Genomic DNA, 18,898 nt, shown 5'->3' with positions numbered 1-18,898 from the left:
CCCGGTGCACCACGCCAGCGGCCGCCATGCACCATTTCGGCGGAATGGGTGCACCATTCCAGCGGTGGCTATGCACCATCATCTGCGGTCAAGTTGCACTTTTTGAGCGGCGTACGCATTATGGCCCCTTTTGCAACTAACAACCTTTTTAGCCATTGGAAAGGGGGCTAAAAGAATGAATAACACTGATGTGCCTATCTGGGAAAAATACACGCTGACGATTGAGGAAGCGTCAAAATATTTCCGTATCGGGGAAAACAAGCTGCGTAGGTTAGCCGAGGAAAACCCTAATGCTGGCTGGGTGATTATGAACGGCAACCGCATCCAAATCAAGCGGAAGCAATTTGAAAAAATTATTGATACCCTCGACGCCATATAGTGAAATTGGGCCTTAAATGTGCTATAATCTTCTTATAAGCGTGTTTAGGCTCTTTCCGATACGGAAAGGAGCATAACAATGCCGAGAAAAGAACGAGATGAAAAAAGCGCGACAGCAAAGGCCGCCTCTTGAAATCTGGAGAGAGCCAGCGATCCGACGGAAGATACGCTTACAAATATACAGACACCTTTGGAAATCCCCAATTTGTGTACTCATGGAAGTTAGTACCCACCGACAAAATCCCTGCCGGGAAACGCCCCGACATTTCTCTGCGTGAGAAGGTCAAGCAGATACAACAGGACATTGCCGACGGGATCGACCCCATCGGCAAAAAAATGACGGTCTGCCAGCTTTATGCCAAGTATATCCGGCAGCGGGGAAACGTGAAGCGTGGGACGAAAAAAAGCCGCGAACAGTTGATGAAACTTTTGTCTGACGATAAGCTGGGGGCGGCCAGCATCGACAGTGTGAAGCTGCCCGATGCGAAAGAATGGGCCTTGCGTATGCAGGAAAAGGGCATAGCCTACCACACCATTTGCAACAGCAAGCGTTCTCTGAAAGCGATCTTTTATATGGCTATTCAGGACGATTGCATCCGCAAGAACCCGTTCGACTTCCCGATCAATGACGTAATCAACGACGACACGGAGCCAAAGGTGCCTCTCACCCCAGCACAGGAAGAAGAACTCCTGAAATTCATACAGGACGATCCCGTGTATGCCAAGTATTATGACGAGGTTGTGATCCTGCTGGAAACAGGGCTTCGGATTTCCGAGCTTTGCGGTCTGACCGAAACCGATCTGAACTTTGACCTGCGTTTCGTCAATGTAGACCACCAGCTTTTGAGAAGTACGGAGGATGGCTACTACATCGAAACGCCCAAGACGGACAGCGGATTTCGGCAGGTGCCTATGAGCGCAGCCGCGTATGAAGCGTTCCAGCGAGTGTTGAAGAACCGCAAGGGGGCAAAGGCCATCAAGGTTGACGGGTACAGCAATTTCCTGTTCCTGAACCGAAACGGCCTGCCGAAAGTGGCCGTCAACTATGACGCCATGTTTAAGGGCCTTGCCAAGAAATTCAACAAGTGTCACAAGGAGCCGTTGCCAACGGTAATGACGCCCCATACCATGAGGCACACATTCTGCACAAGGATGGCAAACGCCGGTATGAACCCCAAGGCTTTGCAGTACATCATGGGACACGCCAACATCGTTATGACGCTGAACTATTACGCACACGCCACATTCCAATCCGCACAGGAGGAAATGGCACGGCTGGAAGCGGCCAAGGCGGAAACCGCCGTAGCTGCTGCGGAAACCACCGTGGAGAACACGGAGGAAACCAAGGCTGCCGCTTAGTAGTAAGCCGGTATTTACTACCGTTTCTACTACTTCCCATAGCAAAGACGTGAGGGGAAATGAGAAAAAATGTGAACTTCTTCCGTTATCAAAAACGCCGGAAAAGCCCGTAGTTATGGGCTATACCGGCATATAAGAACTTCTAAAGAGATAATCAAAAATCTATTAAACTATTCAATCAACTTTAAAGTAAAAGAGGAAAACGCCTATGAAAACTGGAATTGTTTTGGAGGGTGGGGCCCTGCGGGCCATCTTCTCCAGTGGAGTGTGTGATGGTTTGCTGGAGGGAGGGATCATGCCGGACTACCTGATTGGAGTGTCGGCAGGCATTGCCTATGGGGTGAGTTATCTTTCCCAGCAGCCGCGGCGGAATCTGGAGGTAGTAACCACCTATGCCCAAGACCGGCGCTACATGGGCATCAATAATCTGGCGGATAAAAACAACCGGAGCTATTTTGGCCTAAAATTTGCCTATGATACCATTCCAAACGAGTTGATTCCTTTTGACTACGACACCTTTGCGGCCTATCCGGGACAGGTAGAGGCTGTGGTGACCAATTTAAATACGGGGAAGGCCGACTATATGGAGGTTCCCAGGCGGGACCGCCATTCTCTGCTGCTCCAGGTCACTTGTGCCATGCCCCTGATGTTCCCCATCTACCATATCAACGGCCAACCCTATTTGGATGGAGGGGTAGGAGATTCTATCCCCTGGCGGCATGCGTTGGAGCAGGGGTGTGACCGGCTGCTAGTGGTGCTGACCCGTCCGCGCAGCTATGTGCGTAAACCCACTGGGATGATGCATTTAATTCGCAAGACCTACCGGAAGTACCCCAATTTTGTGGCGGCCATGGAGCACCGGGCAGAGGAATACAACAAAGACCGAGAGGCCTTGTTTGAAAAGGAACGGAAAGGGGAAGTCCTTGTCATTGCTCCAGACTCCACTCTGGGGGTTGCGAGAATTGAACGCAACCCAGATAAGCTGCGTTTGTTGTGGGCGAAGGGATATCAGGCGGCGGTGGATCGTCTGGACGAGATCCGAGCTTATTTTTCCGGTTCAGAGGGATAGGCTTCGGACTGCCAACTGGAATTTGGGGTGCAGGGATGATCAGAAGAATTGCAGTCAGGCTGTAAAGCGAGAAGAGCCAACGTGTCCCCCAGCAGAGTGAAAAAGGCTGCCAGGCGACTGATCTCTTCCGGCGTTTTGTGTTGAGCAAGGAGAGCCGCCAGGGAGGAAGCGAGCACAATGAGCTGGTGATGGTTGGGTGAACAGCTGGGAGCCATTTCATCACCTCCTAAGGTACCCTATGCGCCAGAATAGCGAATGTCCGTTGGGACGGAGTATTTTTCAAAATATGGTATGATTTCGCAGGAAAGGCAGAGCAGACTATGAAAATCGTAATCATTGATGGCCAAGGAGGCCGTTTGGGAAAGCTGTTGGTTGAGGGGGTAAAGGCACGACTTCCCCAGGCAAAGGTTTTTGCCATCGGGACCAACAGCATTGCCACCGCAACCATGCTTAAGGCGGGAGCGGATTTTGGAGCGACAGGGGATAATCCGGTAATTCGGAATGTAATGGATGCAGACGCAGTGATGGGGCCCATTGGGGTGGTGGTGACCCACGCTATTTTGGGTGAGGTGACCCCGGCGATTGCGCAGGCGGTAGGCGGCTGCAGTGCAAAGAAGTTTTTAATCCCCATGAACAGCTGCGGAGTGGTGGTAGCTGGTGTAAAGGAGCAATCCTTGTCTACATATGTTTCACAGGCGGTTGAGGATTTGGCACAGGAGCTGGGGGTATAAAAATGGATCTCTGGTCCCAATGGATGGATTCGTCAGGACCGGTACGGCTTGGATTTGGATGCATGCGCTTTCCCATGGACCGGGTTAGCCATACCCTGGATGGGGAGCGGGCCAGCCAATTGGTGGGGTTGGGGTTGAAGCGGGGAATCGCGTATTTTGATACCGCCTGGCCCTATCACAATGGAGCCAATGAGCCATGTCTGGGAGAGGCGCTGGCAGACTATGACCGGGAGCGTTTTTGTCTGGTGACCAAGCTGCCCTGCTGGAAGGTGGACAGCCTGGACCAGGTGCGGGAGACGGTGGAACTTCAGCTGCGGCGCCTGGGGGTAGAATACCTGGACGGTTATCTGCTGCACAGCCTGACTCAAAAGACCTGGGAAAAGATGAAGCAGCTGGAGGTTTTGCCCCTGCTCCAGGAGTATAAAGACAAGGGAATTTTGCGGCACCTGGGGTTTTCCTTTCATGACCGGTATGAGGTTTTTGAGGAGATTTCGAATAGTTGGGAATGGGATATGTGTCAGATCCAGCTGAACTATATGGATGGAGACTACCAGGCCGGACTGCGTGGTCTGGAGCTGGCCCGGAGCAAAGGCGTGCCGGTGGTGGTGATGGAACCTGTCAAAGGGGGAGCCCTTGCCCGTCTGCCGGACGAAGTGGCCAAACCGCTGCGGACGTTAAATCCGTCTGCGTCCGATGCGTCCTGGGCACTGCGCTGGGTGGCCAGTCAACCGGGGGTGCGAGTCGTGCTCAGCGGAATGGCCAGCCAGGAGGAAATCGAAGAAAACAGCACCCTGTTTTCTCCCTTGCGGCCGCTGAATGAGGAAGAACAGGCGGCGGTGGAGGAGACGGCCCGGCGGCTTCGACAGCGGATTCGAAACGGCTGTACGGGCTGCCGATACTGTCTGCCCTGTCCCCAGGGGGTGGATATCCCCAAGGTATTTCGAATTTGGAATAACATGTCAGTATATGACAATGACCGCCTGACCCGGAGAGCTTGGAGAGGCTTGGATCAGGAGGAAAAACCCTCTCACTGTGTGTCCTGTGGCCGGTGTCAGACCCTTTGCCCGCAACATATTCCCATTCCGGAACAGCTGGCCCAGGCGGGAAGGGAACTGGAGAGACGAGTGGGCACATAAGAAATAAAAACGTCCGGCTCCCTTTTTCGGTAGCCGGACGTTTTGTTAGGTTTCAGGGTATTGGATGTGGCAGCAAGTCTTTACCTGACAGGCGGAGAAATAGCGATTTTCCAGGGGAACCCAAAGCTGTTCAAAGCGCTCCAGGCAAGTAGGACCTCCCCGCTGGATGAGACGCTCAGCCCGGAGGGACCAGGGAACCTCCACCCAGATTCGCAGGTGATAGTGGTCCCGCAGGTCTGGGCGCAGGGCGTAGCTCCCCTCGACGATGGTGAGGGGAGTCGGAGGAACGACGAGCTCTGGACCAAAGTCTCCCTCGTGGCAGTGCCACGGGCGGTAACGAACAGTCTCTCCTGCGCACAGAGGGGAGAGCACCTGCTCCTGAAACCGTTCATAGTCCACGTTGCCACCCGGTTCCTCCAGGCGCTGCTGGGTACGCTGTTCCGGACGGAGAAAGAAATCATCCATGTGGAAAAGAGGACAGCCGTAGAGAGAGGCCAGGGTATTGCCCAAGGTGGATTTCCCAGAGGCACAGGGGCCGTCAATGGCCACCCGAACCGGAGTGCCTTGGGACATCCGTGTGTCGATGGCCGCCAGGATAGGCACCAGGCCAGCAAAGCTCTCCCACACAACCCGGTAGGCAGGATGGTAGGCGGAACGGTAGGCCTCAGAGTGGGAGACGGAGGGGTAGCCCTGAGCGCGGTATTCCCTGATATAGGCCTCTATCGTTTCTTTGGGCTGGGGAAGAAGGCTGAGAAGGGAGAGTGAACGGTGGAAGGCCTCGTTCTGGGGAGAGACGGTTTCCGCGGTGGAGCAGAACAGGCGCAGTAGCGTATTGGAGGACAGTAATTTTCCTTTACAGGCACTCAGATGCAGGCGGCAAAGCCCGTTCCCCAGGGATTCATAGAGCGGGGCGTCGGGGTCACCCTCTATGCTGGACCACTCCTCGTTTAGACGGCGGCGCAGAACGCTGGGATCGTAAATCAGGTGACCGGGTCCCAGGAAGCTCTGGTAGAGAAATTTTACGCCGTCCTGAACCTCCAGCTTTGGGTGTCGGCTGATATGCTCCTGGAGGAGCTGAGCAATCGGTTCCATAGCTTAAACGGACTGGGGTACCAGCTTGGCTTTTTGCAAAGTCAAAACCAGGACCGGAACGGCGATGAGCTGCAAAATGATGCCGGGAATGGCGTTAGTAAAGGCTCCTGCGATAAAGGCGGCAAAGGTGAAGCTGTCTCCGCCCAGGGTAATAATGGCCATCACGACACCCCACACCACACGGCCGCATACCATCGCGCTCAGCAGAGAAATGTAAATGCCTTTCAGGGTCAAGGGAAGACGGTGGGATAGTACCCCGGAGATAAAGCCATAGGTGGCCATTTCAAAGGCCATGGCGATGGCGGTGGGGAACATGGGAGGATAGCCGCCTGTGAGCACGGAGCGCAGGAGAGGGGCGATAAACCCAACCGCCGCACCCCAGGGACCTCCGGCCAGGAAGCCGCACAGTATGGTGGGCAGGTGCATGGGTAGAAGCATAGAGCCAATTTGGGGAATGTTGCCGGTGAAGTTGGGAAGAACATAGGCCAGGGCCAGCATAAGGGCTGCGGTGACCAAATTTTTAATTTGGTGATTTTGACGCTGCATAATGGTTTGACTCCTTTGTCTCAGATTGTCTTATGGGGCGGAGAGGGTAAAAAATACCGCGCAGGCGCCCCGCCCTTCTGGGCAAGACATACCTTCGCGGTATTGCTGACATAGAAATAAAAACCACTGGAAACCTGGCTTCAGCCAGGGATTGACCCTATAATACTATAAAAGAGCTAGTTCGTCAACCGGGCAAGGGAAATCAATAGATCCCCTTGCCGCCGTTCCACTTCCAGTCCCGCACCTCCGGCAGGTCCTGGCCGTGGGTGTTGATGTACTGCCGATGTTCCACCAGCTTGTCCTTCATCTCCTGGATGAGATAGGAGGCGCTGTTGCCCAGCTGGGGCAGGCGCTTGACGGTATCCATCACCAGGTGGAAGCGGTCGATGTCGTTTCGCACCCGCATATCAAAGGGGGTGGTGATGGTGCCCTCCTCCTTGTAGCCGCGGACATGGAGCTTTTTGTTATGCCGGCGGTAGGTGAGCTCATGGACCAGAGTGGGGTAGCCGTGGAAGGCAAAGATGATGGGGGCGTCTGTAGTAAAGAGGGCATCGTAATCCTCGTCGGTCAAACCATGGGGATGTTCGGTGTGGGGCTGTAGCTTCATCAGGTCCACCACATTGATGACCCGAATCTTCAAATCGGGCAGATAGTGGCGCAGGATGGTGACAGCGGCCAAAGTCTCCAGGGTGGGAGTATCGCCGCAGCAGGCCAATATAGCGTCCGGCTCCGAGCCCTGGTCGTTAGAGGCCCACTGCCAGATCCCGATGCCGTGGGTACAGTGCTTGATGGCCTCGTCCAGACTGAGCCACTGGGGGCGGGGGAGCTTGGAGGCCACCATGACGTTGATCTGGTTCCGGCTTTGGATGCAGTGGTCAAAGCAGCTGAGCAGGCAGTTGGCGTCGGGGGGCAGGTAAAGGCGCACCACATCGGCCTTTTTGTTGGCCACATGGTCTAAAAAGCCGGGGTCCTGGTGGGTGAAGCCGTTGTGGTCCTGCTGCCACACGTTGGAGGAGAGAACGTAGTTTAAGGAGGCGATGGACTGCCTCCAGGGGAGCTGACGGCAGACCTTCAGCCATTTGGCGTGCTGGGAGACCATGGAATCCACCGTGCGGATAAAGGCCTCGTAGCTGTTGAGGAAGCCGTGGCGTCCGGTGAGGAGGTAGCCCTCCAGCCAGCCCTGGCACAGGTGCTCCGACAAAGCGGCGTCCATCACCCGGCCGTCGTGGGATAGGTTTTCATCCGCGCTGGGATCGATGCTGTCCGACCAGCGGCGGCCGGAGGCGGCGAAAACTTGGGAGAGACGGTTGGAGGCGGCCTCGTCGGGGGAGAAAATTCGGAAGTTGCGACCCTTAAGGTTGCGTGCCATCAGGTCTCTGGCGTAGGCGCCCAATACCGTCATGTCCTCCGCCTCTACCGCCCCAGGCTGAGGCACATCTAAGGCGTACTCCCGGAAGTCGGGGATTCGCAGGTCCCGTAGGAGCAAGCCTCCATTGGCGTGGGGATTGGCGCCCATCCGGTGCTCGCCCTTGGGGGCAATTTCCTGAAGGGCGGGGATGGGGGCGCCGTTTTCGTCAAAGAGCTCCTCGGGGTGGTAGCTTTTCAGCCACTTCTCCAGCTCCTGGATCCGGCCGGGTTTTCCGTCATGGACGGGGATGGGGGCCATGTGGGCCCGCCAGCTGCCCTCAACCTGTTTGCCGTCCACCTCCTTGGGGCCGGTCCAGCCCTTGGGGGAGCGGAGTACAATCATAGGCCAGTGGGGACGGGTGACATCGCCGGTGGTGCGAGCGTATTCCTGAACACGCTGAATTTCCCGGATGGCCCAGTCTAGCGCGGCGGCCATTTTCTGGTGCATGGTCTTCGGGTCGCTGCCCTCTACAAAACGAGGCTCCCAACCGCATCCCTTAAAGAACATCTCAATTTCCTCATGGGAAATACGGGAGAAAATGGTGGGGTTGGAGACTTTAAAGCCGTTGAGGTGGAGAATGGGGAGAACGGCGCCATCCGTCATGGGGTTTAAAAATTTGTTGGAGTGCCAGGCCGCGGCCAGGGGAGCAGTTTCGGCCTCACCGTCTCCAACCACGCAGGCGGCAATCAGGTCGGGGTTGTCCATGATCGCCCCAAAGGCGTGGGCCAGGGAATAGCCCAGTTCACCGCCCTCGTTAATGGAGCCCGGTGTTTCGGGAGCAGTATGACAGGGAATGCCGCCGGGGAAGGAGAACTGGCGGAAGAGACGTTTCATGCCGCCGATGTCCTGGCTGATGTTGGGGTAGATCTCACTATAAGAGCCGTCTAAGTAATCCTGGGCCACTACAGCGTTTCCGCCGTGTCCGGGGCCGCAAATATAGATCATGTCCAGGTCATATTTTACAATCGCCCGGTTTAGATGAGTGTAGATGAAGTTTTGGCCGGGACAGGTGCCCCAATGTCCCACAATGTTGTGTTTCAGGTGCTCAGGCTTTAAGGGCTCACGGAGCAGAGGGTTGTCCAACAGATAGAGCTGACAGGCGGAGAGATAGTTGGCGGCTCTCCACCAGGCGTCAATAGTATGGAGCTGCTCCTTGGTGAGCGGGTCCTTTTTCGACATACGGGCAGGGGCCTTAGCAGCGGCCTTAGCGGCGTTATCAGCAATTCTAGGCATAACGTTGCCTCCTTACAGGAAATGGCCTGCGGGCAGAAAGATCCGCAAAGGTCCAACTTGATGAAAATAAGTATACTCTAAATAAGAAAAAAGTCAATTCAAAGAGGGAGGCGTAGCAAAAAATGGGAAATTCAATTGGAAATTATAAAATAACATAGAATTTAAGGGGGAGAAATATGGGTTAAATATAGAATAAAGGGGCGGAACAAAGAAAACCCGGCCTCTGGGAAGAGGCCGGGGGAATATGAGAGGCTCAGCTGTGGCGGCTGCGTTTGGCGCGGTTAATAGCAGAGAGGATGGCGCGCAGAGGGGCCAGATTGATGTTGTGGGACAGACCTACGCCCCAATACTTTTTGCCGTCCCGCTGGTCCTGCAGGAGAATGTAAGCCACACCCTGGGAATCGGAACCGTTGGTAATGGCGTGGGAGGAGTAGTCCAGGAAGGAGAAACGAGCCATTTTCTCACCCTTGATGGCGTTGAAGAAGGCGTCGATAGGACCGTTGCCTTCGCCGGAAACTTTAAAGATGGTATCGGTGTGCTGGAGCGTACCCCAGAAGGTGACGTGGGAGTGGCCTTCGCTGTCTACGCTCTCCTGGAAGGCGTGCTTAAGCAGCTTGTAAGGCTCCTTGACGTCGATGTATTCCTGATGGAACAGCTCGTTGATGCGCTCGGGGGAGATCTCCGTGCCCACCGTGTCGGTCTCCTTTTGGACGATGGCACCAAATTCTGGGTGCATGGCTTTGGGCAGGTCGAACCCGAAGTTGTGCTCCATAATGTAGGCCGCGCCGCCCTTGCCCGACTGGGAATTGATGCGGATGATGGGCTCGTACTCCCGGCCCACGTCGGCTGGGTCAATGGGTAGATAGGGGATCTCCCAGAAGTCAGAGTCAGACTCCTTCATATATTGGGTGCCCTTGTTGATGGCGTCCTGATGGCTGCCGGAGAAGGCGGTGAAGACCAGCTTGCCGGCGTAGGGCTGGCGGTCGCCTACGGGCATCTTGGTGCACCGCTCATACATTTCCTTGATCTTATTGATGTTGGAGAAGTCCAACTGGGGGTCCACGCCCTGGGTGTACATGTTCATGGCCAGGGTGATCATGTCCACGTTGCCAGTACGCTCGCCGTTGCCGAAGAGGGTGGCTTCCACCCGTTCCGCACCGGCCAGCAGACCCATTTCGGTGGTAGCCACGCCGGTGCCGCGGTCATTGTGGGGGTGGAGGGAGATGATGGCACAGTTCCGGGAGGGCAGCTTGCGGATAAAATATTCCATCATATCGGCAAACTGGTTGGGCATGCAGTTTTCCACCGTGGTGGGCAGGTTGAGGATCACTTTGTTTTCCGGTGTGGCGTGGAGGTGGTCCAGCACAGCCTGGCAGATCTCTACAGCGTAGTCCATCTCCGTGCCCATGAAGGACTCGGGGGAATACTCAAAGCGCAGGTTCATTCCCTCCTGGATCAGGGGCTGGGACATCTCGTAGATGAGGTCGGCGGCGTCGGTGGCGATCTTGGTGATGCCGTCGGTGTCCATGTGGAACACCACCTTGCGCTGGAGGGTGGAGGTGGAGTTATAGAAGTGCAATATTACGTTTTTGGCGCCCTGAATAGCTTCAAAGGTTTTTTTGATTAGGTGTTCCCGGGCCTGAACCAGAACCTGGATGGTCACATCGTCGGGAATGTGACCGCCCTCAATGAGCTCCCGGCAGATCTCATACTCCGTCTCGCTGGCGGAGGGGAATCCAATTTCAATCTCCTTCACCCCGATGTCCACCAGGGTATGGAAGTATTCCAGCTTTTCTTGCAAATTCATGGGGTCCACCAGTGCCTGGTTGCCGTCCCGCAGATCCACCGAGCACCAAACGGGGGCGTGTGTGATTACCTTGTCCGGCCAGGTACGGCCCACAATCTTCTGGGGCTGGAAAGGAATGTACTTTTTGTAGCCTGGATTCATAGCGATGTCCTCCTAATCAAAAACTTGCTCCGCTGATGTTGGCAGCGGGGCCTGAATGGAATCAGGGGATAGAAAAACGCCCCTGACTTTTCAAAGTCAGGGGCGTGGAATCAATTCACGCGGTACCACCCTGGTTCAGCTGTCAGTTGCCCGAACAGCCCTCAAAGCCTCCAACAAGGCCGCGGCCGGTAACGGGGCCAGACGTTCCATCCTACTATCTCGGGTTCGGACAGACCACTCAGGGACCAGTTATACACAGCGGAGCCACACACCGATTCGCACCAACCACCGGCTCTCTGAGGGGGACATGCCGCCGTCTTTATTCCCTTCATTGCGTTTGCTTGGAGATGATTTTAGCGGAAGGGGCGGGGTTTGTCAAGAAAAATTTCGCAGAGATAGAGAAAGAGGGAAGTCTAGGGAGGAATAAAGGAATGGGCCGGCATAAGATAGAGGGGGAGGGGTGAGGGATGGAGAATCGGCTGCAGTTAGACGGGGGCGGTATGCTGCGTGTGACAGTGGAGGGCGCCAGAGTCCGGTTGGAGGCGGAGCGGGAAGAGGATGGCCGAGGTATCTACAAGGTGTGGGTTCAAGGTGGCGGAGGAGGACGGATGCTCCTTGGAACATTGGCTCCGGAGGGGGGGAGGTTGTCCATCAGCCGGTCCTTTTCCCGGAAAGAGCTGGAGCAGCAGGTGGGCTGGCCGGTCACTGGTGGGGAGGCGGTGTTGGCCTTTGCCTTTGCCAAAGAGGGGGCGTGGTACTGTGAAAAGAATCCAGGTCGACTGGTGGATGATCCCATTTTACGACAGGAGATGAAAAAGCCAATGCTGTGCAGTCCGGGGCCGCAGGGGTTTCGCCTGGCGGTACCCTTTCGGACGGACAGTCCGGTGGTGCTGGATGCCTTAGTCTGTTTGGCTGCGGTGGAATTGGTAAATGGAACCCCCCATTTGGTATGGCAATTTGACCGGGAAGGACATCCGCGAATCCCGTAGGGAGGCTCTGAAGTGTGAAGATTCTGCAAATATTTTAAAAAGAACTTGCATTTTTAGAAAATTTTGCTTGACAAGAAAGGATGACGGGTTTACAATAATGAAAGCATAGGAGTAAGCTCCAATGCAAAGTAAACTAAGAGGAAATGGGGTGGCACAGAATGCGTTATGTAACTCAGGGTGGTAGCATATGCTGCAAGCGAGTGGAGCAGACTGTGCGGGAAAGAATAGCCTGAGGATGAGGTCATTCTAAGAAACACGATTTTCCTCCATCGTTTGCAGGGCGGACGATGGTATTTTTATACCCATTTTTAAGGAGAAAGGAGGGAATACGCATGACGATGATGAAGCGTGAAGTCAACAGCATCTGGTCCCGTGTCCGGTCTGATGTGGACATTGACGATTTGATCTTTGACTACGAGGGCACCCATGCCCGCGAGGATGAGTCGTGCAGCGACCGGTGATGGGGAATCCGACCCCGCCGGAGTGCGGTTTGACGGAATAAGCGACGCAGCAGGAAAATAAATTCTGCTGCGTCGTTTTTTATTGCCCGGACGGCCCGGCAAAAAAAGGTTAATTATTCCCAACGGGGTACTTGCTTTATTGAGAAAGTTATACTAAAATGGTAGCAATGACTTTGCGGCAGTAAGCCAGATAGCCGTTTGGACGGGGAAATGCCCTGGACCAAGGGCAAAAAGCTCCATTCTTTTCAGTAATACGGAGGTCGATTGACATGAGAAAAGTAAACTTCACGGAGACCGTGCTGCGTGATGCAAACCAGTCGCTGATCGCCACCCGGCTGCCCTACAGCAAGTTTGAGCCCATCCTGGAGACGATGGATAAAGCCGGTTATTACTCCGCTGAGGTGTGGGGCGGGGCCACCTTTGATGTGTGCCTGCGCTACCTGCAGGAAGATCCCTGGGAGCGGCTGCGTAAGATCCGTGCCAAGATGCCCAACACCAAGCTGCAAATGCTGCTGCGCGGACAGAACATCCTGGGCTATAAGCACTATCCCGACGATGTGGTGCGTAAGTTCGTGGAGTATTCCGTGAAAAACGGCATCGATATCATCCGTATTTTCGACGCTTTGAACGATGCCCGCAACCTGGAGGTTGCCATCGACGAGACGGTGAAGCAGGGCGCTCACGCTTCTGGTACGATCTGCTTTACCACCAGCCCGGTACATACACTGGAGAAGAACGTCCAGATGGTCAAGGACCTGAAGAGCATGGGCGTCAAGTCCATTTGTATTAAGGATATGGCCGGTATCATGGGTCCCAAGGATGCCTATGATCTGGTTTCCGCCATTAAGGACGCCGTGCCTGAGCTGCCCCTGGTGATCCACACCCACTGCACCACCGGTCTGGCCTTCATGACCTGCCTGAAGGCGGTGGAGGCTGGTGCCGACGTGCTGGATACCGCCATTTCTCCCATGTCTGGCGGCACCTCTCAGCCTGCCACTGAGACTCTGGCCTACGCGCTGCGCCAGTTCGGCTACCAGGTGGACCTGAACGACAAGGTACTCATCGAGATGGCTGATTTCTTCAAGCACGTTCGTGCCGACTTCCTGGCTGACGGGACCCTGGATCCCATCTCCATGGCTACCGACACCCAGTGCCTGAACTATCAGATCCCCGGTGGCATGCTGTCCAACCTGATTTCCCAGCTGAAGATGATGAACGCCATCGACAAGCTGGACGAGGCCCTGGCTGAGACACCCAAGGTCCGTGCCGACATGGGCTATCCTCCTCTGGTCACCCCCACCAGCCAGATGGTTGGTTCCCAGGCCGTGCAGAACGTGCTGGCCGGCGAGCGCTACAAGGTAGTGGGCAAGGAGATCAAGGCTTATTGCCGCGGCGAGTATGGCCGTACTCCCGCTCCCATTGATGCGGACATCCAGAAGAAGATTCTGGGCAACACTCCCCTGGTCGAGGGCCGCTTTGCTGATAGCCTGGAGCCCGAGTTTGAGAAGACCAAGAAGGAGCTGGGCGCTACCGCTAAGAGCGACGAGGATGTGCTGAGCTACATCGCCTTTCCCCAGGTTGCCATGGCCTTCTTTAAGGACCGCGAGGCCGGCTTCCCCAAGAAGGAGGAGCCCAAGAAGGCAGCTCCCGCTGCGGCTCCCGCTCCTACTAAGAAGCCCGAGACTGCTCCCATTCCCGCCTGGCAGGGCCATGTGTACTATACCCGTGTCCCCGCGCCCATGGGCAATGGCTATACTGCCCGTCCCATTGAGCCCTTTGCCGCGTCCTATCAGCCTCCCCACCTGGTGATGGGCGTTCAGGACGACTGCACCGGGACCTTCGCCATCACCATCGACGGGAAGCCCTATCAGGTGAGCGTGGAGAAGGCTGATGGTGCTGCTGCCCCTGTGGCCGCTGCTCCCGTGGCTGCTGCCCCTGTGGCTGCTGCCCCTGTGGCCGCTGCCCCTGTGGCCGCTCCCGTTGCAGCTCCCGCCCCTGTCGCTGCTCCTGCTCCCGCTCCCGCTGCTGCCCCGGCTGCTACCGTTGCCTCTGGGGAGACTGCGGTGAACAGTCCCATGCCCGGCAACGTGTTTAAGGTGGAGTGCTCTGTGGGCCAGCAGGTAAAGGCCGGCGACGTGCTGGTGGTTCTGGAGGCCATGAAGATGGAAATTGAGGTTTCCGCTCCTGTGGACGGTACGGTCAAGTCCGTGGCCGCCGCTGTGGGAACCACTGTAAATACCGACGATCTGTTGGTGGTACTGGGCTAATTCAGTTCCGCCTGACAAAGAGATTGAGCCCCCGGAGACTGACTTTGCCGTTCTCCGGGGGTTTCTAATGATAGGGATTCCTTTCAAGTATAACGTTAAAAATCCTTTAAAGTGGGAGAGGAAGGCTTGTCAACATTCCCAGTCCATGTTACACTAAAGAAAATCCATAGGCCGAGAATCCACAAAGGAATATACAGTCAGGAGGATTATATGAAAGGTATCGTCCTAGCGGCGGGCAAAGGAACCCGCTTGTATCCCATGACAAAGCCTGTTTGCAAGCCGCTTCTGCCCGTGTACGACAAGCCACTGATTTATTATCCACTGGCTATTTTGATGCAGGCAGGGATTTCTGAGATTTTGGTTATTGTTCCCCCTGGTGAGACTGACACCTTTGCGGCATTGCTGGGAGATGGTAGCCAGTACGGGCTGAAAATCTCCTTTGCAGAGCAGCCGGTGGCCCGAGGAATTGCCGACGCACTGCTAATTGGAGAGAAGTTTGTGGGCGGTGACCGAGTTTGCCTGGTGCTGGGAGATAACATTTTCTATGCCCCCACTCTGGGTGCTACTTTGAAGCGGGCGGCGTCCAATGAGCGTGGGGCCACTGTGTTCGGATATTGGGTGGAGGATCCACGTCCCTTCGGCGTAGTGGAGTTTGACAAGACAGGACGGGCCATTTCCATTGAAGAGAAGCCTCGCTACCCCAAGTCCAATTATATTATTCCCGGCCTTTATTTCTATGACCACCAGGTCATGGAAATCGCAGGCAATTTAAAGCCTTCCGCCCGAGGAGAGCTAGAAATTACCGACGTAAATTTGGAGTACCTGCGTCGCGGGGAGCTACAGGTCATTCCACTGGAAAAGAATTTTACTTGGTTGGATGCCGGTACCGCAGACAGCCTGTTGGAAGCGGGACAGACCATAAAACACATCCAGGATACAACGGGCCGATATGTGGGCTGTTTGGAAGAGCTTGGACTGTACGAGGGCTGGGTCAGCGAGGAGCAGGTCCACGCCATCGGAAAAGAACTGAGCATGACACTTTATGGGAAGTATTTGCAGTGTCTGTGAGCCACTGGAAAACGACCACAAAGGGGCTGGAGACGGCCCCTTTTTTCTAAGCGCGGGTTTGCCGCGGAAAGGATTGTGTGAACAGAGCCAATGAAACGGATACTAATGCTGGCTACCGGAGGAACCATTGCCTCAAAGGAGAGTGGTCATGGGCTGAGCCCGGCTATTACATCAGAGGAAATTCTGGGCTATGTGCCGGCGGTGGGAGAGCTATGCCAGGTCGAGGCCAGACAGCTGATGAATTTAGACAGCACTAATATTACCCCCAGCCATTGGCTGGAGATTGCCAAGGCCATTCAGGATGCGTATCAGGACTATGATGGCTTTGTGGTCACCCATGGTACGGATACGATGGCGTATACCGCAGCCGGACTGTCCTATTTGATTCAGGATTCCCCCAAGCCCATTGTCATTACCGGCTCTCAAAAGTCCATCTGTCTGGACGACACCGATGCACGGATGAACTTGTACAACAGCTTTTTGTATGCAGCTGATCGGGACTCTCATGATGTGAGTCTGGTTTTTGATGGGCGTGTCATCCTGGGTACACGGGCCCGAAAGGAGCGGACAAAGAGCTACAATGCCTTTTCCAGTGTGGACTATCCAGAGGTGGCTGTGATCCGGGACGGAAAGTTGATTCGGTATCTGGCACCGCGCTCCTATTCCTATGGGGCGGAGCCGGTGTTTTACGATAATCTGGAGGAACGGGTGCTGCTGCTGACACTAATCCCCGGGATGGGGGCGGAGGCGCTGCGGCAGCTGAAGGACAGCTATCAAGCGGTAATTCTACAGTCTTTTGGCGTGGGCGGTCTGCCGGGCGGAAGCGCGGGAGCCTTAGCCCAGGCTATGGGAGAGTGGCTGGAGGCAGGAAAAACCATCGTTATGATGACTCAGGTCCCCTATGAAGGCAGCGACATGTCGGTGTATCAGGTGGGCCAGCAGGTCAAGGAGAAGTACCAATTGATGGAGGCCTACAACATGACTTTGGAGGCTGCCACCGCGAAGCTGATGTGGGTGCTGGGGCAATCCACTCAGCCCAGCCAGATCCGTGAGATGTTCTACCGGCCGGTCCAACACGATGTGATTTGTTGATTTTGTCAAAAATGGTGCAATTTTTGCGTCATATGTTATAATATTAACACAAAAAGGTAAAGATTCGACAATATTTTGACACGATAGCAAGACCAAAGGGAACTGATTTATGGCAAAATAATGGAGGAATGGAGGGAAACCGTTGAAGGCCCTGCGATATCTTTCAGGTGCAGTATTGGCAATCCTGGTTTTGTGGACTGCTGTTTGGGCTGCAGATGGAGGGGACGGCCAGCAATGGGAGACCACCGTACTGTTTACCCATGACCTCCATTCTCATTTTCTCCCGCAGAAGACCGGCCGGGGAGGAGAATCTGGCGGATATGCCCGTCTGAAGACGCTGCTAGACCAGGAGCGGGAGACCCATCCCGATGCGTTGGTTGTGGATGGGGGAGATTTCTCCATCGGCTCGTTATTTCAGACTTTGTCTGCTTCTCAGGCGGCGGAGCTGCGAACCATGGGGGCAATGGGATATGACGCGGGTACCGTGGGAAACCACGAATTTGACGGCGGATACCAGGGCTTTGCCCAAATGCTGCAGACGGCGGCCCTGAGTGGAGGCCCTCTTCCAAGGCTTTTAATGGCCAATTATAAACCAGCCGCAGACAACCCGGATCAGTTGGATATTCAGCGAGCTATGTCCGCCTACGGGGTACGAGATGCCATAACATTGGAGCGCGGCGGGGTAGTGTATGGAATTTTTGGACTGATGGGAACGGATGCGGATGCCTGTGCCCCTACATCCGGGTTTGTTTTGACGGACCCCGTTGAGACGGCAAAGCAGTGTGTGGCCAAATTGGAGGAGCAGGGTGCCCAGTTTATTATTTGCCTGTCCCACGGGGGCACGAATGAAAAGGAAAAGCGATCTGAGGACCAGCAGTTGGCAAAGCAGGTGGAGGGGATCGACCTGATTGTTTCCGGTCACACCCATACCACGCTGCAGCAGCCCATTGTGGAGGGAGACACCTATATTGTCTCTTCCGGACCCTACTGTGAGAATTTAGGCTCCATTACCCTGCGCTGGAGCGATACCGGGGAAAAGACGCTGGTGGATTACCGGCTCATACCGGTGGATGAAACGGTTCCGGAGGACCCGGAGCTGGCTTCTTTGGTGGAGGTTTGGAAAAAGCAGGTCAACGGCAGCTATCTGTCCGCCTATAACCTGACCTATGATCAGCAGCTGACGACCAGCGGGTTTGATTTGTCCTTGCCGGAAAAGGAAACGCAGGAGGGAAATTCTCTGGGCGCTCTGGTCGCGGATTCTTACGCTTGGGCGGTGGCCAATTTAGAGGCAGATAGCCCAAATGTGGATACGGTGACTCTTGTGGCCGCCGGGGTGCTCCGTGCGCCTTTGTATGCCGGCCCCATTACCACATCCCAGGCCTTTGATGTACTGTCCATGGGAGTGGGGGAGAACGGGAGTGCTGGATATCCCCTGGTCTCCTGCTACCTGACGGGGAAAGAACTCCAGGCAGTCATGGAAATTGACGCTTCTGTCACTCCGCTGATGCCGGAGGCACAGCTGTATTTCTCCGGTTTGGAGTATAGCTTCAACGTGCACCGTGCCCCCTTCAATCGGGTCACCCAAGCGTATCTCCAAGAGCCGTTCTTTGCAGGCAGCGGGGGGCTGGCGAAACTGGAACGTGACAAGCTGTATCGGGTGGTTTCTGGTATGTATTCCGCTCAGATGCTGTCCACGGTGAAGGAGAAATCCTTTGGCCTTTTGTCCATTGAACCCAAGGACGAGCAGGGACAGCTGATTACCGATTTCTCCCAACGGATTTTACGGGACGCAGCGGGAAATGAGATCAAAGAGTGGTATGCCTTAGCGGCGTATCTTCGTTCCTTTCGGGACGACGGTGTGCCGGAGGCATTTCAGGAGCTTGGAGGGGGAAAGACGGTCAGCCGCAGCTGGAACCCCATTGAGCTGGTGAAAAATCCAACCTGGATTACGTTTGCAGCTTTGGCTGTACTGGTATTGGCGGTGCTGGCAGCAGTGCTGCTGGTGCGATGGATTCTTCGGCTCCGGCGCAGAAGGCGCTATGGCAGCTATCGGGGCGGATGGCTCCGGTAATGAATGTGTGATCTACACAGCGGGGCTGTGTTTTAAGATGAATGGAAAAA

Annotated in this window: 16 protein-coding genes and 1 other annotated feature; of the genes, 11 read left to right on the top strand and 5 right to left on the bottom strand. The window is 55.2% G+C overall.

The window, feature by feature from the left end; genetic code table 11:
• The first annotated feature begins 175 nt into the window (after nucleotides 1–175).
• The 3 genes from B5E43_RS04145 to B5E43_RS04135 all read left to right on the top strand — a co-directional run bounded on the left by B5E43_RS04145 (nucleotide 176) and on the right by B5E43_RS04135 (nucleotide 2,806).
• A complete protein-coding gene (locus B5E43_RS04145) occupies nucleotides 176–379 on the top strand; it encodes an excisionase (RefSeq protein WP_087393895.1) in 204 nt (67 codons plus the stop codon).
• Between the two features lie 128 nt (nucleotides 380–507).
• Entirely contained in the window at nucleotides 508–1,737 is a 1,230-nt protein-coding gene (locus B5E43_RS04140) for a site-specific integrase (protein ID WP_087393893.1), read from the top strand.
• 208 nt (nucleotides 1,738–1,945) lie between these two features.
• Entirely contained in the window at nucleotides 1,946–2,806 is an 861-nt protein-coding gene (locus tag B5E43_RS04135) for a patatin family protein (protein ID WP_087393891.1), read from the top strand.
• Here the strand turns inward: B5E43_RS04135 and B5E43_RS04130 are convergent.
• A complete protein-coding gene (locus B5E43_RS04130) occupies nucleotides 2,782–3,021 on the bottom strand; it encodes a DUF6774 domain-containing protein (protein WP_087393888.1) in 240 nt (79 codons plus the stop codon). The two genes, B5E43_RS04135 and B5E43_RS04130, sit on opposite strands and share 25 nt — an antisense overlap.
• A 105-nt stretch (nucleotides 3,022–3,126) precedes the next feature.
• Between B5E43_RS04130 and B5E43_RS04125 the strand changes: the two genes are divergently transcribed.
• Nucleotides 3,127–3,537: a DUF3842 family protein gene (locus B5E43_RS04125; RefSeq protein WP_087393886.1), complete on the top strand. Its 411-nt coding sequence runs from the start codon at nucleotides 3,127–3,129 to the stop codon at nucleotides 3,535–3,537.
• A gap of 2 nt (nucleotides 3,538–3,539) precedes the next feature.
• Nucleotides 3,540–4,673 carry an aldo/keto reductase gene (locus B5E43_RS04120; protein ID WP_087393884.1) on the top strand — a complete coding sequence of 378 codons (1,134 nt, stop codon included), beginning with the start codon at nucleotides 3,540–3,542 and terminating at the stop codon, nucleotides 4,671–4,673.
• 45 nt (nucleotides 4,674–4,718) lie between these two features.
• Here the strand turns inward: B5E43_RS04120 and B5E43_RS15305 are convergent, their stop codons facing one another.
• The 4 genes from B5E43_RS15305 to leuA all read right to left on the bottom strand — a co-directional run bounded on the left by B5E43_RS15305 (nucleotide 4,719) and on the right by leuA (nucleotide 10,900).
• The gene (locus tag B5E43_RS15305) at nucleotides 4,719–5,765 is read right to left on the bottom strand and encodes a hypothetical protein (RefSeq protein ID WP_206406915.1); all 1,047 of its coding nucleotides are present in this window, start codon (nucleotides 5,763–5,765) and stop codon (nucleotides 4,719–4,721) included.
• Nucleotides 5,766–5,768: 3 nt separating this feature from the next.
• Nucleotides 5,769–6,311, bottom strand: coding sequence for an ECF transporter S component (locus tag B5E43_RS04110; RefSeq protein ID WP_087393882.1), 543 nt, complete (start codon nucleotides 6,309–6,311; stop codon nucleotides 5,769–5,771).
• A 202-nt stretch (nucleotides 6,312–6,513) separates the two neighbouring features.
• Nucleotides 6,514–8,898 carry a phosphoketolase family protein gene (locus tag B5E43_RS04105; protein WP_242964704.1) on the bottom strand — a complete coding sequence of 795 codons (2,385 nt, stop codon included), beginning with the start codon at nucleotides 8,896–8,898 and terminating at the stop codon, nucleotides 6,514–6,516.
• A gap of 307 nt (nucleotides 8,899–9,205) precedes the next feature.
• Nucleotides 9,206–10,900, bottom strand: a complete 1,695-nt coding sequence (gene leuA / locus B5E43_RS04100; protein ID WP_087393878.1) for a 2-isopropylmalate synthase — start codon at nucleotides 10,898–10,900, stop codon at nucleotides 9,206–9,208.
• Between the two features lie 95 nt (nucleotides 10,901–10,995).
• Nucleotides 10,996–11,241 (bottom strand) — a binding site (T-box leader).
• Between the two features lie 126 nt (nucleotides 11,242–11,367).
• Here leuA and B5E43_RS04095 point away from each other — a divergent pair.
• The 6 genes from B5E43_RS04095 (at nucleotide 11,368) to B5E43_RS04075 (ending at nucleotide 18,848) form a co-directional block, all read left to right on the top strand.
• Entirely contained in the window at nucleotides 11,368–11,889 is a 522-nt protein-coding gene (locus tag B5E43_RS04095) for a hypothetical protein (RefSeq protein ID WP_087393876.1), read from the top strand.
• A gap of 332 nt (nucleotides 11,890–12,221) precedes the next feature.
• On the top strand, nucleotides 12,222–12,350 hold the full coding sequence (locus B5E43_RS15620; protein ID WP_275532986.1) for a hypothetical protein: 129 nt from the start codon (nucleotides 12,222–12,224) through the stop codon (nucleotides 12,348–12,350).
• Between the two features lie 269 nt (nucleotides 12,351–12,619).
• Nucleotides 12,620–14,617 (top strand): pyruvate carboxylase subunit B, encoded by a 1,998-nt coding sequence (locus B5E43_RS04090; protein ID WP_087393874.1) that lies wholly within the window; start codon nucleotides 12,620–12,622, stop codon nucleotides 14,615–14,617.
• A 210-nt stretch (nucleotides 14,618–14,827) separates the two neighbouring features.
• Entirely contained in the window at nucleotides 14,828–15,685 is an 858-nt protein-coding gene (gene rfbA, locus B5E43_RS04085; protein WP_087393872.1) for a glucose-1-phosphate thymidylyltransferase RfbA, read from the top strand.
• 90 nt (nucleotides 15,686–15,775) lie between these two features.
• Nucleotides 15,776–16,777, top strand: a complete 1,002-nt coding sequence (locus B5E43_RS04080; RefSeq protein WP_087393870.1) for an asparaginase — start codon at nucleotides 15,776–15,778, stop codon at nucleotides 16,775–16,777.
• Between the two features lie 142 nt (nucleotides 16,778–16,919).
• Complete coding sequence (locus B5E43_RS04075) at nucleotides 16,920–18,848, top strand: bifunctional UDP-sugar hydrolase/5'-nucleotidase (protein WP_242964699.1); 1,929 nt, start codon at nucleotides 16,920–16,922, stop codon at nucleotides 18,846–18,848.
• The last annotated feature ends 50 nt before the right edge of the window (nucleotides 18,849–18,898 follow it).

The sequence above is a fragment of the Flavonifractor sp. An100 genome, assembly GCF_002161175.1.
Taxonomy (GTDB): domain Bacteria; phylum Bacillota; class Clostridia; order Oscillospirales; family Oscillospiraceae; genus Lawsonibacter.
This window is presented reverse-complemented; position numbering and strand designations above follow the sequence as displayed.

Bases quoted from the DNA above. Each gene is read 5' to 3' on its own strand.
- B5E43_RS04145 (WP_087393895.1), top strand. From the start codon at position 176: ATGAATAACACTGATGTGCCTATCTGGGAAAAATACACGCTGACGATT.
- B5E43_RS04120 (WP_087393884.1), top strand. From the start codon at position 3,540: ATGGATCTCTGGTCCCAATGGATGGATTCGTCAGGACCGGTACGGCTT.
- B5E43_RS04125 (WP_087393886.1), top strand. From the start codon at position 3,127: ATGAAAATCGTAATCATTGATGGCCAAGGAGGCCGTTTGGGAAAGCTG.
- B5E43_RS04110 (WP_087393882.1), bottom strand. From the start codon at position 6,311: ATGCAGCGTCAAAATCACCAAATTAAAAATTTGGTCACCGCAGCCCTT.
- leuA (WP_087393878.1), bottom strand. From the start codon at position 10,900: ATGAATCCAGGCTACAAAAAGTACATTCCTTTCCAGCCCCAGAAGATT.
- B5E43_RS04105 (WP_242964704.1), bottom strand. From the start codon at position 8,898: ATGTCGAAAAAGGACCCGCTCACCAAGGAGCAGCTCCATACTATTGAC.
- B5E43_RS15620 (WP_275532986.1), top strand. From the start codon at position 12,222: ATGACGATGATGAAGCGTGAAGTCAACAGCATCTGGTCCCGTGTCCGG.
- B5E43_RS04080 (WP_087393870.1), top strand. From the start codon at position 15,776: ATGAAACGGATACTAATGCTGGCTACCGGAGGAACCATTGCCTCAAAG.
- B5E43_RS04135 (WP_087393891.1), top strand. From the start codon at position 1,946: ATGAAAACTGGAATTGTTTTGGAGGGTGGGGCCCTGCGGGCCATCTTC.
- B5E43_RS04130 (WP_087393888.1), bottom strand. From the start codon at position 3,021: ATGGCTCCCAGCTGTTCACCCAACCATCACCAGCTCATTGTGCTCGCT.
- B5E43_RS15305 (WP_206406915.1), bottom strand. From the start codon at position 5,765: ATGGAACCGATTGCTCAGCTCCTCCAGGAGCATATCAGCCGACACCCA.
- rfbA (WP_087393872.1), top strand. From the start codon at position 14,828: ATGAAAGGTATCGTCCTAGCGGCGGGCAAAGGAACCCGCTTGTATCCC.
- B5E43_RS04090 (WP_087393874.1), top strand. From the start codon at position 12,620: ATGAGAAAAGTAAACTTCACGGAGACCGTGCTGCGTGATGCAAACCAG.
- B5E43_RS04095 (WP_087393876.1), top strand. From the start codon at position 11,368: ATGGAGAATCGGCTGCAGTTAGACGGGGGCGGTATGCTGCGTGTGACA.